The organism is Pigmentiphaga sp. H8, from assembly GCF_003854895.1.
Classification (GTDB): domain Bacteria; phylum Pseudomonadota; class Gammaproteobacteria; order Burkholderiales; family Burkholderiaceae_B; genus Pigmentiphaga.
The window spans coordinates 3,282,660-3,295,207 of record NZ_CP033966.1 but is presented as its reverse complement, the minus strand read 5'-3'; the positions used below and the strand labels follow the sequence as shown (position 1 = coordinate 3,295,207).

The following is a 12,548-nucleotide window of genomic DNA, read 5'->3' as shown; positions in this document are numbered from 1 at the left end:
GCCGCGATACGCAAAGGAAGGATAGAGATGACACAGGCTACGACTTATACGGATACCCAACTCTTCATCGACGGCAAGTGGAAGGATGCCGCCGATGGCAAGACCCTTGCCGTGGTGAATCCCGCGACCGGCAAGGAAATCGGCCGCGTGGCCCACGCCGGGCGCGTCGACCTCGAGCAGGCCGTCGAGGCGGCGCAGCGGGGCTTCGCCACCTGGAACGGCATGACCGCCGCCAAGCGCAGCGAGATCATGCGCAAGGCCGCCGGACTGATGCGCGAGCGCGCCGGCGAGATCGCGCCGCTGATGACCCAGGAAAACGGCAAGCCGCTGGCCGAGGCCAAGGGCGAGACGCTGGCCGCCGCCGACATCATCGAGTGGTTCGCCGAGGAAGGTTTCCGGGTGTACGGCCGCATTGTGCCCTCGCGCGGCAGCCTGGCGCAGCGCCAGATGGTGCTCAAGGATCCGGTCGGGCCGGTGGCGGCCTTCACGCCCTGGAACTTTCCGATCAACCAGGTGGTGCGCAAGCTGGCGCCGGCACTGGCTGCCGGCTGCTCGGTGGTGGTCAAGGCGCCCGAGGAAACCCCCGCCGCGCCGGCCGCGCTGATCCGCGCGTTCCAGGATGCCGGCCTGCCGCCGGGCGTCCTGGGGCTGGTGTATGGCGATCCCGCCGAGATCTCGGGTTTCCTGATCCCGCATCCGGCCATCCGCAAGATCACGTTCACGGGCTCGACCGCGATCGGCAAGCAGCTTGCCGGGCTGGCGGGCCAGCACATGAAGCGCGTGACCATGGAGCTGGGCGGCCACGCGCCGGTCATCGTCTGCGAGGATGCGGACGTTGCCCTGGCGGTCAAGTCCGCCGGCGGCGCCAAGTTCCGCAATGCCGGCCAGGTCTGCATCTCGCCGACGCGTTTCCTGGTGCATGAAAGCGTGCGCGCCGAATTCGCCGCCGAGCTGGCGAAGTGGGCGAAGGGCCTGCGCGTGGCCGATGGCCTGGCCGAGGGCACGCAGATGGGGCCGTTGGCCAATCCCCGCCGCCTGACGGCCATGTCCAGCTTCCTGGATGATGCGGTCCAGAAGGGCGCGCAGGTGCTGGCCGGCGGCAAGCGCATCGGCGAGGTCGGCAATTTCTGGGAGCCGACCGTGCTGTCCGACGTGTCGCTCGATGCCCGCATCTTCAACGACGAACCCTTCGGGCCGGTTGCCGCCATTCGCGCCTTCAACACGCTGGACGAGGCGATTGCCGAGGCGAACCGGTTGTCGTATGGCCTGGCCGGCTACGCCTTCACGAGTTCGCTGAAGAATGCCGACCTGATTTCCCGCAAGGTCGAGGTCGGCATGCTGTTCGTCAACATGCCGGCCATCCCGACGGCCGAGATGCCGTTCGGCGGGATCAAGGATTCGGGTTTCGGTTCGGAAGGGGGCCCGGAAGCGGTGGAAGCCTACCTGAACACGCGCGCCGTCAGCGTGATGAACGTCTAGGCTTCGCGGGCCGAGGCGTCCGCGCGGACGCCTCAGGCCTGGATGGCGTCGAGTTCTTCCTGCACGCCCAGCCAGGCCTCCTCGATCTCGCCCAGCCGCTTCTGCAGGTCGCCATGCTCGGCCAGCACGCTGCGGCATTCGTCACGGCGGGCATCGTCGTACAGGCCGGGATCGGCGATGAGCTGATCCAGGTCGCGCTTGCGCGCCTCCAGCTTCTGCATGTCTTCTTCCAGCTTCCTGAGCCGGGTCTCCAGCGGCTTGCGCAGGGTCGACAGGCGCTGGCGGCTTTCGGCCTCGAGCCGGCGCTGCGTCTTGCGATCGACGCCGCCCTCGGCGGACGTGGCGGCGGCCGATGACGCTGCCGCGCTGCCGCCCTGGCGGCTGGCCAGCCAGTCGCGGTAGTCCTCCAGGTCGCCGTCGAATTCGTGCACGCCGCCGTCGGCGACGATCCAGAAGCTGTCCACGGTGGTCCGCAGCAGATGGCGGTCGTGCGAGACCAGCAGCATGGTGCCCTCGAACTCGGCCAGTGCCTCGGTCAGCGCCTCGCGGGTGTCGACGTCCAGGTGGTTGCTGGGTTCGTCCAGCAGCAACAGGTTGGGTTTCTTCCAGACCACCAGCGCCAGCGCCAGGCGGGCCTTCTCGCCGCCCGACATGGGGCCGACCTTGGCCAGCGCGAAGTCGCCCGAGAAGCCGAAGCCGCCCAGGTAGTTGCGCAGGTCCTGTTCGCGCGCCTCGGGGGCCAGGCGGGCCAGGTGCAGCAGGGGCGTCGCCTCGGCATCCAGCATGTCGAGCTGGTGCTGGGCGAAGTAGCCGACGGCCAGGCCGCGGGCTTCCTTGCGCTCGCCGTCCAGCGGGGCGATTTCGCCGGCCAGGGTCTTGACCAGCGTACTCTTGCCCGCGCCGTTGGCGCCCAGGATGCCCACCCGCGCGCCGGCCCGCACCGACAGCTTGACGCCGTCCAGGATGGGAGCGGCGGGATAGCCCGCGCGCACGCCGTCCAGCGACAGCAGCGGATCGGGCATGTGGTCGGGCGAGGGGATGCTGATGTCGATGCCCGCCGCGGCGCGCATGGGCGCGAGCACCTGCATCCGCGCCAGCGCCTTGACCCGGCTCTGGGCCTGCTTGGCCTTGCTGGCCTTGGCCTTGAAGCGGTCGATGAAGCTTTGCAGGTGGGCGGCCTCGCGCTGCTGCTTGTCGTAGGCGATCTGGTTCTGCCGCAGGCGCTCGGCGCGCTGGGTCAGGAAGTCCTCGTAGCCGCCCTTATAGCGAACCAGCTTGCCCTGGTCGAAATGCAGGATGGTCCGGGCCACCGCGTCCAGGAATTCGGTGTCGTGCGAGATCACCAGCACGGTGCCGGGGTAGGCCGCCAGCCAGCGTTCCAGCCACAGCATGGCGTCCAGGTCCAGGTGGTTGGTGGGCTCGTCCAGCAGCAGGAGGTCGGACGGCGCCATGAGCGCGCGCGCCAGATTCAGGCGCATGCGCCAGCCGCCCGAGAAGCTCGCCACCGGCTGGCGGAATTCCTCTTGCGAGAAACCCAGGCCGACCAGCAACTGCTCGGCGCGCGATTGCGCCGAGAATGCGCCCGCGTCGGCCAGTTCGGCCTCCAGCTCGGCCAGGCGCAGGCCCTCGCGGTCGACGTCGACCGCGGCCCGCTCGGCCTGCAGGCGGCGCAGGCGCGTGTCGCCGTCGATGACGAATTCCAGCGCCTCGCGGTCGGTCTCGTGGATTTCCTGCGCGATCGACGCGATGCGCCAGCTGGCCGGGATGTCCAGGCTGCCCGCGTCCGGCTCCAGGTGGCCGTTCAACAGCGCGAACAGCGTGGACTTGCCCGCGCCGTTGGGGCCCACGATGCCGACGCGTTCGCCGGGATGGACCACGAAGTCGGCGCCGTCCAGCAGCACCTTGGTGCCGCGCCGAAGCGTAATGCCTGATGCTCGTATCACTGCGGGGACCGCCTTGTCTCGACGCTCGCCCGCGCCGCTCGACAAAATTGCCGTTCTCCATCAGCCTGGCAGTACCCCAGGAAACCGCGGATCTGGCTCCGCCAGTCCGCCGGTTTCGCCCCGGGGACCCGGTGCCGGGCCGCCCCAAGGCGGGGCCCAGCCCCCATGGGGGGCTGCCGCGTAGCGGCTGGGGGTCTACCATCGGGGGCGCGCGACAGCGCGTAGGGGGGGGCTTTCATACCAATTGGTCCTGCCTGAGCAGCAACACCTTGTCGTCGCCGCCGGAGGTGCTCAGCCAGACCGGATCGAGATGGGGAAAGGCCTGTTCGAAATAACCCTTCTCGTAGCCCAGCTCCAGCACCAGGATGCCGCCGGGCTGCAGGAACTCGGCGGCCCCGGCCAGCAGCGGCCGGATCAGGTCCATGCCGTCCGCGCCCCCGGCCAGCGCCAGGCTCGGCTCGTGGCGGTACTCCGCCGGCAGCGCGTTCATGGAATCGGTGTTGACGTAGGGCGGATTGCACAGGATCAGGTCGTACTGCGCGGGAGGCAGCGCCTCGAACAGGTTCGACTGGTGCAGCGCCACGCGGTCCTGCAGGCCGTAGTCGTCCACGTTGATGCGGGCCACGTCCAGGGCGTCCTTCGAGATGTCCACCGCATCGACCTGCGCGTGCGGGAAGGTCTCCGCCGCCGCGATGGCCAGGCAGCCGGAACCGGTGCACATGTCCAGCGCCCACTCCACCGCGTAGGGGTCGTCGATCCACGGCGCCAGGCCGTCGTCCAGCAGCTCGGCGATGTACGAGCGCGGCACGATGACCCGCTCGTCCACGTAGAAGCGGCGGCCGCGCAGCCAGGCTTCGTTGGTCAGGTAGGGGGCGGGCAGGCGCTCGTCGATGCGGCGATCGATGATGGCCAGCACGGCCTCGCGCTCGCCGTCGAGCACGGCGGCATCGACGAAGGGCTCGAGCCGGTCGATGGGCAGGTGCAGCGTGTGCAGGACCAGGTAGACGGCTTCGTCGTAGACGTCTAGCGTGCCGTGGCCCAGCGCGATGCCGGCGGCGTTGAAGCGGCTCACGGCATAGCGGATCAGGTCGCGCACGGTGCGCAGGGGATGGGATGTCATCTGAGCAAGGCTTCCAGCGTGCGCCGGTAGATGTTTTTCAAGGGCTCCAGGCTGTCCACGGCGATGCACTCGTTGATCTTGTGGATGGTGGCGTTGACCGGGCCGAACTCGACCACCTGGGGACAGATCCGCGCGATGAAGCGGCCGTCCGAGGTGCCGCCGGTGGTCGAGAGTTCGGCCTCGATCCCCAGCTCCGCCGCGATGGCCTCGGACAGCGCGGTGCACAGCGTGCCGCGCGGGGTCAGGAAGGGCAGGCCGGAGACCGACCATTCGATGCCGTATTCGAGTCCGTGGCGATCGAGAATGTCGTGGACGCGGGTCTTCAGCGTCTCGACCGTGCTGGCGGTGGAGAAGCGGAAGTTGAAGTCGATTACAGCTTCCCCGGGCACGACGTTGGTGGCGCCGGTGCCGCTGTGGAAGTTGGAGATCTGGAACGTGGTCGGAGGGAAGTACTCGTTGCCGCGATCCCATTCGGTGGAGGCCAGTTCCGCCAGCGCGGGCGCGGCCTGATGGATGGGGTTGCGGGCTTTTTCGGGATAGGCCACGTGGCCTTGTATGCCCTTGACCGTCAGGCGGCCCGAGACCGAGCCGCGGCGGCCGTTCTTGATGGTGTCGCCCAGCTGGGCGGACGAGGTGGGCTCGCCCACGATGCAGTAGTCGGGCGTTTCGCCGCGCGCGGCCAGCATGTCGCAGACCTTCACCGTTCCATGGACGGCCGGGCCTTCCTCGTCGGAGGTGATCAGCAGGCCGATCGAGCCGGGGTGGTCGGGATGGTGCGCGACGAATTCCTCGGCCGCCACCAGGAAGGCGGCGATCGAGCTTTTCATGTCGGCCGCGCCGCGGCCGTACAGCATGCCGTCGATCACGGTCGGCACGAAGGGGTCGGTGTTCCAGTGTTCACGCGGACCGGGGGGCACGACATCGGTGTGGCCGGCGAACACCACCAGCGGGCCCGCGTTGCCGCGCCGCGCCCAGAAATTGACCACGCCGCCGCCCTCGACGGTTTCGCAGGCGAAGCCCAGGGCCGTCAGACGGTCGATCAGCAGGGCCTGGCAGCCCTCGTCGACGGGGGTGACCGAAGGCCGGCGGATAAGGTCTTCGACCAGGGAGAGAACGGAGGTGGTCATGTTGGACGCGGCGGGGGAAGTCGTGGAATCAGGCGCGCAGCAGATCGTTGATGCTGGTCTTGGCGCGGGTCTGCGCATCGACGCGCTTGACGATCACGGCGCAGTTCAGGCTGTACTTGCCGTCGGCCGAGGGCAGGCTGCCGGGTACGACCACCGAGCCCGAGGGCACGCGGCCGTAGGTGATCTCGCCGGTTTCGCGGTTGTAGATCTTGGTGCTCTGGCCGATGAACACGCCCATGGACAGGACCGAGTTTTCTTCGATGATCACGCCTTCGACGACCTCCGAGCGGGCGCCGATGAAGCAGTTGTCTTCGATGATGGTGGGGTTGGCCTGCAGCGGCTCGAGCACGCCGCCGATGCCCACGCCGCCCGACAGGTGGACGTTCTTGCCGATCTGCGCGCACGAACCCACCGTGGCCCAGGTGTCGACCATTGTGCCTTCGTCGACGTAGGCGCCGATGTTCACGTAAGAAGGCATCAGCACGGCGTTGCGGGCAATGAACGAGCCGCGGCGGGCCGCGGCCGGCGGCACGACGCGAAAGCCGCCCTGCTTGAAGTCTTCGGCGCTGTAGCCGGCGAACTTGCTGGGCACCTTGTCGTAGAACTGCAGGGCGCTGCCCGGGCCGGTGCCCATCACGACGTTGTCTTCCAGGCGGAAGGACAGCAGCACGGCCTTCTTGATCCACTGGTGGACGGTCCAGTCGCCGTTCTGCTTCTCGGCCACGCGCAGTTCGCCCTTGTCCAGCCCGGCAAGGACGTGTTCTACGGCTTCGCGGACGGCCGCGGGGGCGGCGGAGGGCGACAGCGAGGCGCGGTCTTCCCAGGCTTGTTCGATGACGGTCTTGAGGTCTTGGCTCATGGTCGGATATCCAATAAGAGGACCCCCCCTACGCGCTTGCGCGCGCCCCCCGAGGGGGCGGCACTGGCGGACCGGCGGAGCCGGATCCGCTGTGCCCTGGGTAGCGGGGTGTGTTTACATGCGGTATGGGTGTTCGTTTATGCGATGCGGGTCGGGGGCAGCGAGCGGGCGTAGCGCGCCAGGCGGTGGGCCGCTTCGACGCATTCGTCCAGCGGCGCCACCAGTGCCAGGCGCAGGCGGTTCGCGCCCGGGTTGCCGGCGGGGGTCTCGCGCGCGAGGTAGCTGCCCGGCAGGGCCGTGACGTTTTCTTGCGCCAGCAGGCCGCGGGTGAACTCGGCGTCGTCGATGGGCGTGCGCGGCCAGAGGTAGAACGAGGCCTGGGGGCGCTGGATGTCCATCGCGTCCTGCAGGATGGGCAGGACCGCGTCGAACTTCTCGCGGTACATGCGCCGGTTCTGGCGCACGTGTTCCTCGTCGTTCCAGGCCGCGACGCTGGCCGCCGACACCACGTCGCTCATGGCGCTGCCGTGATAGGTGCGGTACAGCAGGAACTGCGCCAGCAGCTTGGCGTCGCCCGCCACGAAGCCGGAGCGCATGCCCGGCACGTTCGAGCGCTTGGACAGGCTGGAGAACACCACGATGTTGTGGAAGTCGCCGCGCCCCAGGCGGTGGGCGGCTTCGAGCGCGCCCAGCGGAGGCTCGGCCTCGTCCAGGTAGATTTCGGAATAGCACTCGTCCGAGGCGATGATGAAGCCGTACTTGTCGGCCTGCTCGAACAGGTACTTCCATTCGTCCAGGTCCATGACGTTGCCGGCCGGGTTGCCGGGCGAGCAGACGTAGACCAGCCGGGTCTCGCGCCATTCCGCGGGCGAGACCGATGCCCAGTCGCAGCCGAAGTTGCGCGCCGGGTCGGCGTTGACGAAGGTGGGGCGGGCGCCGGCCAGCAGCGCGGCGCCCTCGTAGATCTGGTAGAACGGGTTGGGGCACAGCACCCGGGGCTGCTGCGCGCCGTCGATCACCACCTGCGCGAAGGCGAACAGGGCCTCGCGCGAACCCAGCACGGGCAGCACCTGTTTGTCCGGATCGATGGCCGGCAGCCCGTAGCGCCGCTCCAGCCAGCCGGCGATGGCGGCGCGCAGCGCGGGCGAACCCTTGGTCGGGGGATAGCCGGACAGCCCGGACAGGTTCTGCCGGATGGCGTCCTCGATGAAAGCCGGCGTGGCGTGCTTGGGCTCGCCGATGGACAGGCTGACGGGACGCAGGCTGGCGGGCGGCACGATATCGGCGTACAGCGCGCGCAGTTTTTCGAAGGGATAGGGCTGGAGCAGCCCGAGGCGAGGATTCATGGCCGCGATTGTAACCTCGCGGCCGGCCATTTTGCCGCCGGGCCGCCCCAAGGCAAAAAGCGCCCCCTTGGGGGGCAGCGCCGACGCGTAGCGGCAAGCGTGGGGGCCTTCCTGCCGCCGGGCCGCCCCAAGGCAAAAAGCGCCCCCTGGGGGGCTGTCGGCACGCCTTAGCGGGCGTGTTTGGGGCCGGGCGCCAGATCCCCGCAGGGCTGCGTGAAGGAATAGCCCACGCCCCGGACCGCCTCCAGGGGCAGGGTGACGCCGTGCCGCTGCGCCTTGCGGCGCAACCGGCTCACCAGGACCGCGACGTTGTGCAACTGGCGCTCGCCGTCCTTGGCCGAGACGGCCTGCCACTGGGCAAAGGTCAGGGTGCGGTTGCGCTCGCTGAAAAGGTGACTGACGAACTGCCACTCGGTCAGCGTCAGCGGCAGGCTGCGGCCCTCCGGACTCGTCAGGCGGCGCGGCGGCGTGGACAGGATCCATAGCGCCGGCGTGGGCGTTTCGGGCGGCGGCTCGGCCAGGCGCGGCCTGGCCAGGGCGAGGTGGCGCCGCATGGCGCGCAGGATGGGCAGCAGTTGCGCGTTCGGATCGGCGCCCAGCACCCGGACTTCCACGTGGGGCATGTCGGCGGCCTGGCCGGGATCGGGCGGAATGTAGACGAGCCGGGTCAGCGGGACGCTGTCGAACGCGGTCGCCCGCGCCGCGTCGGCCAGCACCACGGGGTTCTTGCCCGCGCGCAGCAGCGCATGCACTTCCTGCGAACTGGTGCAGACGTAGACGCTGAAGCCGGCGCGCATCAACTCGTCCGCGATTTCGTAATCGCGGCCGGTCTCCCCGAGCAGGACGGCGACTTCTGGCGTGTGGGTTTCGATCATTGCGGGCAAGAAAAGCGTTGCGGGATTGCAATCGCAATCTATCCCAACGTTTTGGTGAGGATGATCAATAACGGTAAACATGCGGCGGGAAGGCCCGAAAGTCCGTGCGGCAAGAGAAAACAATGATTGACGGAGCGGCCGGACGGGCGCGCGGGGACGGGTGAGGGGGGCCTCCGGGCCTTTTCGGAGACTCGGGTTACAATCCGGTTTCTGATGTGCGACCGTGGCGAAATTGGTAGACGCAACAGGTTTAGGTCCTGTCGGGAGAAATCCTGTGGAGGTTCGATTCCTCTCGGTCGCACCATAAGTTTGAACAACCCTGGTGGTGTCCGGCCGCAGCCGGCAAGGCGGCTTCCGGAGCCTTGGTGCGTCGCTGCGGCGCCGCATGGGGGCTGTGGCACAATTCGCGAATGCCCGGATCGATCTCTGGTTGCGGTGCCTCTCGCGGCGCGGGTGTCCGGTTCTGTCGATTACACATACTCAATATAGGTTTTTGCATGCAGCCTGTGGTTGAAACCCTGTCGGGGCTTGAGCGCCGCGTTGATCTTTCCGTGCCGGTGGCCGACATCGAAAAAGAAGTCGAGTCGCGCCTCAAGCGCCTGGCCCGCACCGCCAAGATGCCGGGGTTCCGTCCCGGCAAGGTCCCGCTGCCCATGCTGGCCCGTACCTACGGTCCCGAAGTGCGCATGGAAGTGCTGAACGCCAAGATCGGCGACGCCCTGGAAAAGGTCGTGGCCGAGGCCAAGCTGCGCCTGGCGGGTTCGCCCTCGGTCGAGCCCAAGACCGAAGGCGTGGCCGACGACGTGGTCGCCTTCAGCGCCACGTTCGAGGTCTACCCGGAAGTCGCCATTCCCGACCTGTCGGCCCTGGAAATCACCAGCGCCAAGAGCGAGGTGGGTGACGCCGAGGTGGACCGCACCGTCGACATCCTGCGCAAGCAGCGCGTGACCTTCGAAGAGCGCGAAGGCCGCGCCGCCGGCGACGACGACCGCGTGACGCTGGACTTCGCCGGCACCATCGACGGCGTCGCGTTCCAGGGCGGCACGGCCGAGGACTTCCCGTTCGTGCTCGGCCAGGGCCGCATGCTGCCCGAGTTCGAGGCTGCCGCGCGCGGCATGAAGGCCGGCGAGACCAAGGTGTTCCCGCTGGCGTTCCCGGCCGACTACGGCTCGGCCGAAGTGGCCGGCAAGACCGCCGAGTTCACCATCACGATCAAGAAGGTGGAAGAGGGCGTACTGCCCCAGGTCGACGCCGAGTTCGCCAAGCAACTGGGCCAGGCCGAAGGCGACGTCGAGAAGCTGCGCGCCGACATCCGCGCCAACCTCGAGCGCGAAGTCCGCAGCCGCACCCAGGCCCGCACCAAGTCGAGCGTGATGGACGCGCTGGCCAAGGCGGCGACCTTCGACATTCCCAAGGCCCTGGTCAACGACGACACCGAGCGCCGCATCGAGGCCGCCCGCGAGGACCTGCGCCAGCGCGGCGTGCCCAACGCCGACAAGCTGCCGATCCCGGCCGAAGCCTTCGCCTCGGAGTCCGAGCGCCGCGTGCGCCTGGGCCTGCTGGTGTCGGAACTGGTCAAGGTCGAGAACCTCAAGGCCAAGCCGGACCAGATCCGTGCCCGCATCGAGGACTTCGCCCAGAGCTACGAGAAGCCCGAGGAAGTCGTGCGCTACTATCTGACGGACAAGTCGCGCCTGGCCGAAATCGAAGCCATCGTGCTCGAGGACAACGTCGTCCAGCACGTGCTGTCCAAGGCCCAGGTCAAGGACGAGCAAGTCGCCTTCGATGAATTGATGGGAACTGCCTGATGCAACGCTTCGTAGATTTCTACGCATCCATGTACGGGGCCGAGTCGCTCGGCCCCAAGGCCCTCGGCTACGTGCCGATGGTGATCGAACAGTCCGGCCGGGGCGAGCGTGCGTACGACATCTACTCGCGTCTGCTGAAAGAGCGGATCATCTTCCTGGTTGGGCCGGTGGCCGATGCCACCGCCAACCTGATCGTGGCCCAGCTCCTGTTCCTGGAGTCGGAAAACCCCGAGAAGGACATCTCGCTGTACATCAACTCGCCCGGCGGGTCGGTGTACGCGGGCATGGCCATCTATGACACGATGCAGTTCGTCAAGCCCGACGTGGCCACGCTCTGCACCGGCCTGGCCGCCAGCATGGGCGCGTTCCTGCTGGCCGCCGGGGCCAAGGGCAAGCGGATCTCGCTGCCCAACTCCCGCATCATGATCCACCAGCCCTCGGGCGGCGCCCAGGGCCAGGCGACCGACATCGAGATCCACGCGCGCGAGATCCTGTACCTGCGCGAGCGCCTGAACCGGATCCTGGCCGAAAACACCGGCCAGCCGATCGAACGCATCGCGGTGGACACCGAGCGCGACAATTTCATGTCGGCAGCCGATGCGCTATCGTATGGCTTGATCGACAAAGTCTTCAGCAGTCGTACCGAACAGGGTTGAGCATGTCGGAAAAGAAAGGGTCGAACGAAAAGCTGCTCTATTGCTCGTTTTGCGGCAAGAGCCAGCATGAGGTTCGCAAGCTGATCGCCGGACCGTCGGTGTTCATTTGCGATGAATGCATCGACCTGTGCAACGACATCATCCGTGACGAAGTGGCCGCCGACGTCAAGACCGGCGCCAAGTCCGAACTGCCCACGCCGGCCGAGATCAAGGAGATCCTCGACCAGTACGTGATCGGCCAGACGCGGGCCAAGCGGATCCTGTCGGTGGCGGTGTACAACCACTACAAGCGCATCCGTCATGCCGGCGGCAAGACGGACGACGTCGAGCTGTCCAAGAGCAACATCCTGCTGATCGGACCCACGGGTTCGGGCAAGACGCTGCTGGCCCAGACGCTGGCCCGCCTGCTGAACGTGCCGTTCGTGATCGCCGACGCCACCACGCTGACCGAAGCCGGCTACGTGGGCGAGGACGTCGAGAACATCATCCAGAAGCTGCTGCAGAACTGCAACTACGATGTGGAAAAGGCCCAGCGCGGCATCGTCTACATCGACGAGATCGACAAGATCTCGCGCAAGGCCGACAACCCGTCCATCACCCGCGACGTGTCGGGCGAAGGCGTGCAGCAGGCGCTGCTCAAGCTGATCGAAGGCACCGTCGCCTCGGTTCCGCCGCAGGGCGGCCGCAAGCATCCGAACCAGGATTTCGTGCAGATCGACACGACCAACATCCTGTTCATCTGCGGCGGTGCGTTCGACGGACTGGAAAAGGTCATCCGCGGCCGCACCGAGAAGTCCGGCATCGGCTTCGGCGCCTCGGTCAAGGCGGAATCGGAACGCTCGGTCAGCGCGCTGTTCGGCGAAGTCGAGCCCGAGGACCTGATCAAGTTCGGCCTCATCCCCGAACTGGTCGGTCGCCTGCCGGTCGTGGCGACGCTGGACGAGCTGAACGAGGAAGCCCTGATCCAGATCCTGGTCGAGCCCAAGAACGCCCTGGTCAAGCAGTTCCAGAAACTGCTGGCCATGGAAGGCGCCGAACTGGACGTCCGGCCCCAGGCCCTTCTGGCCATCGCCGAGAAAGCGCTCAAGCGCAAGACCGGCGCCCGCGGCCTGCGCTCCATCATCGAAGCCGCGCTGCTGGACACCATGTACGAACTGCCCACCCAGGGCAACGTCGTCAAGGTCGTCCTGGACGAAAACGCCATTACCGGCGAAGGCATCCCCCTCCTGATCTACGGCGACAAGCCCAAGGTCGCCAATAAGTAGAGGATCCCCCCTACGCCCTTCGGGCGCCCCCCAGGGGGCGGCACTGGCGGACCGGCAAAGCCGGATCCGC

General features: G+C 67.7%; 10 protein-coding genes and 1 tRNA gene. 5 read left to right on the top strand and 6 right to left on the bottom strand.

Annotation, left to right across the window (positions count from 1 at the left end):
* The first annotated feature begins 27 nt into the window (after window positions 1-27).
* Window positions 28-1,479, top strand: coding sequence for an NAD-dependent succinate-semialdehyde dehydrogenase (locus EGT29_RS15575; RefSeq protein WP_124689838.1), 1,452 nt, complete (start codon window positions 28-30; stop codon window positions 1,477-1,479).
* Window positions 1,480-1,511: 32 nt separating this feature from the next.
* On the opposite strand, the gene EGT29_RS15570 is transcribed toward EGT29_RS15575, so the two are convergent.
* The 6 genes from EGT29_RS15570 to EGT29_RS15545 all read right to left on the bottom strand — a co-directional run bounded on the left by EGT29_RS15570 (window position 1,512) and on the right by EGT29_RS15545 (window position 8,749).
* Window positions 1,512-3,422 carry an ABC-F family ATP-binding cassette domain-containing protein gene (locus EGT29_RS15570; protein ID WP_124689837.1) on the bottom strand — a complete coding sequence of 637 codons (1,911 nt, stop codon included), beginning with the start codon at window positions 3,420-3,422 and terminating at the stop codon, window positions 1,512-1,514.
* Window positions 3,423-3,657: 235 nt separating this feature from the next.
* Window positions 3,658-4,542 carry a 50S ribosomal protein L3 N(5)-glutamine methyltransferase gene (gene prmB, locus EGT29_RS15565; RefSeq protein WP_124689836.1) on the bottom strand — a complete coding sequence of 295 codons (885 nt, stop codon included), beginning with the start codon at window positions 4,540-4,542 and terminating at the stop codon, window positions 3,658-3,660.
* The gene (dapE, locus tag EGT29_RS15560; protein WP_124689835.1) at window positions 4,539-5,669 is read right to left on the bottom strand and encodes a succinyl-diaminopimelate desuccinylase; all 1,131 of its coding nucleotides are present in this window, start codon (window positions 5,667-5,669) and stop codon (window positions 4,539-4,541) included. The genes prmB and dapE overlap by 4 nt, the downstream gene beginning before the upstream one ends.
* A gap of 28 nt (window positions 5,670-5,697) precedes the next feature.
* Complete coding sequence (gene dapD, locus EGT29_RS15555; RefSeq protein WP_124689834.1) at window positions 5,698-6,528, bottom strand: 2,3,4,5-tetrahydropyridine-2,6-dicarboxylate N-succinyltransferase; 831 nt, start codon at window positions 6,526-6,528, stop codon at window positions 5,698-5,700.
* Window positions 6,529-6,665: 137 nt separating this feature from the next.
* The gene (dapC, locus tag EGT29_RS15550; protein WP_124689833.1) at window positions 6,666-7,874 is read right to left on the bottom strand and encodes a succinyldiaminopimelate transaminase; all 1,209 of its coding nucleotides are present in this window, start codon (window positions 7,872-7,874) and stop codon (window positions 6,666-6,668) included.
* A gap of 167 nt (window positions 7,875-8,041) precedes the next feature.
* Window positions 8,042-8,749: a winged helix-turn-helix domain-containing protein gene (locus EGT29_RS15545; protein ID WP_341434473.1), complete on the bottom strand. Its 708-nt coding sequence runs from the start codon at window positions 8,747-8,749 to the stop codon at window positions 8,042-8,044.
* Between the two features lie 217 nt (window positions 8,750-8,966).
* Between EGT29_RS15545 and EGT29_RS15540 the strand changes: the two genes are divergently transcribed.
* The 4 genes from EGT29_RS15540 to clpX all read left to right on the top strand — a co-directional run bounded on the left by EGT29_RS15540 (window position 8,967) and on the right by clpX (window position 12,478).
* Window positions 8,967-9,053 (top strand) — tRNA-Leu (locus EGT29_RS15540).
* A 193-nt stretch (window positions 9,054-9,246) separates the two neighbouring features.
* Entirely contained in the window at window positions 9,247-10,557 is a 1,311-nt protein-coding gene (tig, locus tag EGT29_RS15535; protein WP_124689831.1) for a trigger factor, read from the top strand.
* On the top strand, window positions 10,557-11,213 hold the full coding sequence (gene clpP, locus EGT29_RS15530; protein WP_087840613.1) for an ATP-dependent Clp endopeptidase proteolytic subunit ClpP: 657 nt from the start codon (window positions 10,557-10,559) through the stop codon (window positions 11,211-11,213). Before tig ends, clpP begins: the two co-directional genes overlap by 1 nt.
* 2 nt (window positions 11,214-11,215) lie before the next feature.
* A complete protein-coding gene (clpX, locus tag EGT29_RS15525; protein WP_124689830.1) occupies window positions 11,216-12,478 on the top strand; it encodes an ATP-dependent Clp protease ATP-binding subunit ClpX in 1,263 nt (420 codons plus the stop codon).
* Window positions 12,479-12,548: the final 70 nt, after the last annotated feature.

Bases quoted from the DNA above. Each gene is read 5' to 3' on its own strand.
- EGT29_RS15575 (WP_124689838.1), top strand. From the start codon at position 28: ATGACACAGGCTACGACTTATACGGATACCCAACTCTTCATCGACGGC.
- prmB (WP_124689836.1), bottom strand. From the start codon at position 4,542: ATGACATCCCATCCCCTGCGCACCGTGCGCGACCTGATCCGCTATGCC.
- dapE (WP_124689835.1), bottom strand. From the start codon at position 5,669: ATGACCACCTCCGTTCTCTCCCTGGTCGAAGACCTTATCCGCCGGCCT.
- dapD (WP_124689834.1), bottom strand. From the start codon at position 6,528: ATGAGCCAAGACCTCAAGACCGTCATCGAACAAGCCTGGGAAGACCGC.
- dapC (WP_124689833.1), bottom strand. From the start codon at position 7,874: ATGAATCCTCGCCTCGGGCTGCTCCAGCCCTATCCCTTCGAAAAACTG.
- EGT29_RS15545 (WP_341434473.1), bottom strand. From the start codon at position 8,749: ATGATCGAAACCCACACGCCAGAAGTCGCCGTCCTGCTCGGGGAGACC.
- tig (WP_124689831.1), top strand. From the start codon at position 9,247: ATGCAGCCTGTGGTTGAAACCCTGTCGGGGCTTGAGCGCCGCGTTGAT.
- clpP (WP_087840613.1), top strand. From the start codon at position 10,557: ATGCAACGCTTCGTAGATTTCTACGCATCCATGTACGGGGCCGAGTCG.
- clpX (WP_124689830.1), top strand. From the start codon at position 11,216: ATGTCGGAAAAGAAAGGGTCGAACGAAAAGCTGCTCTATTGCTCGTTT.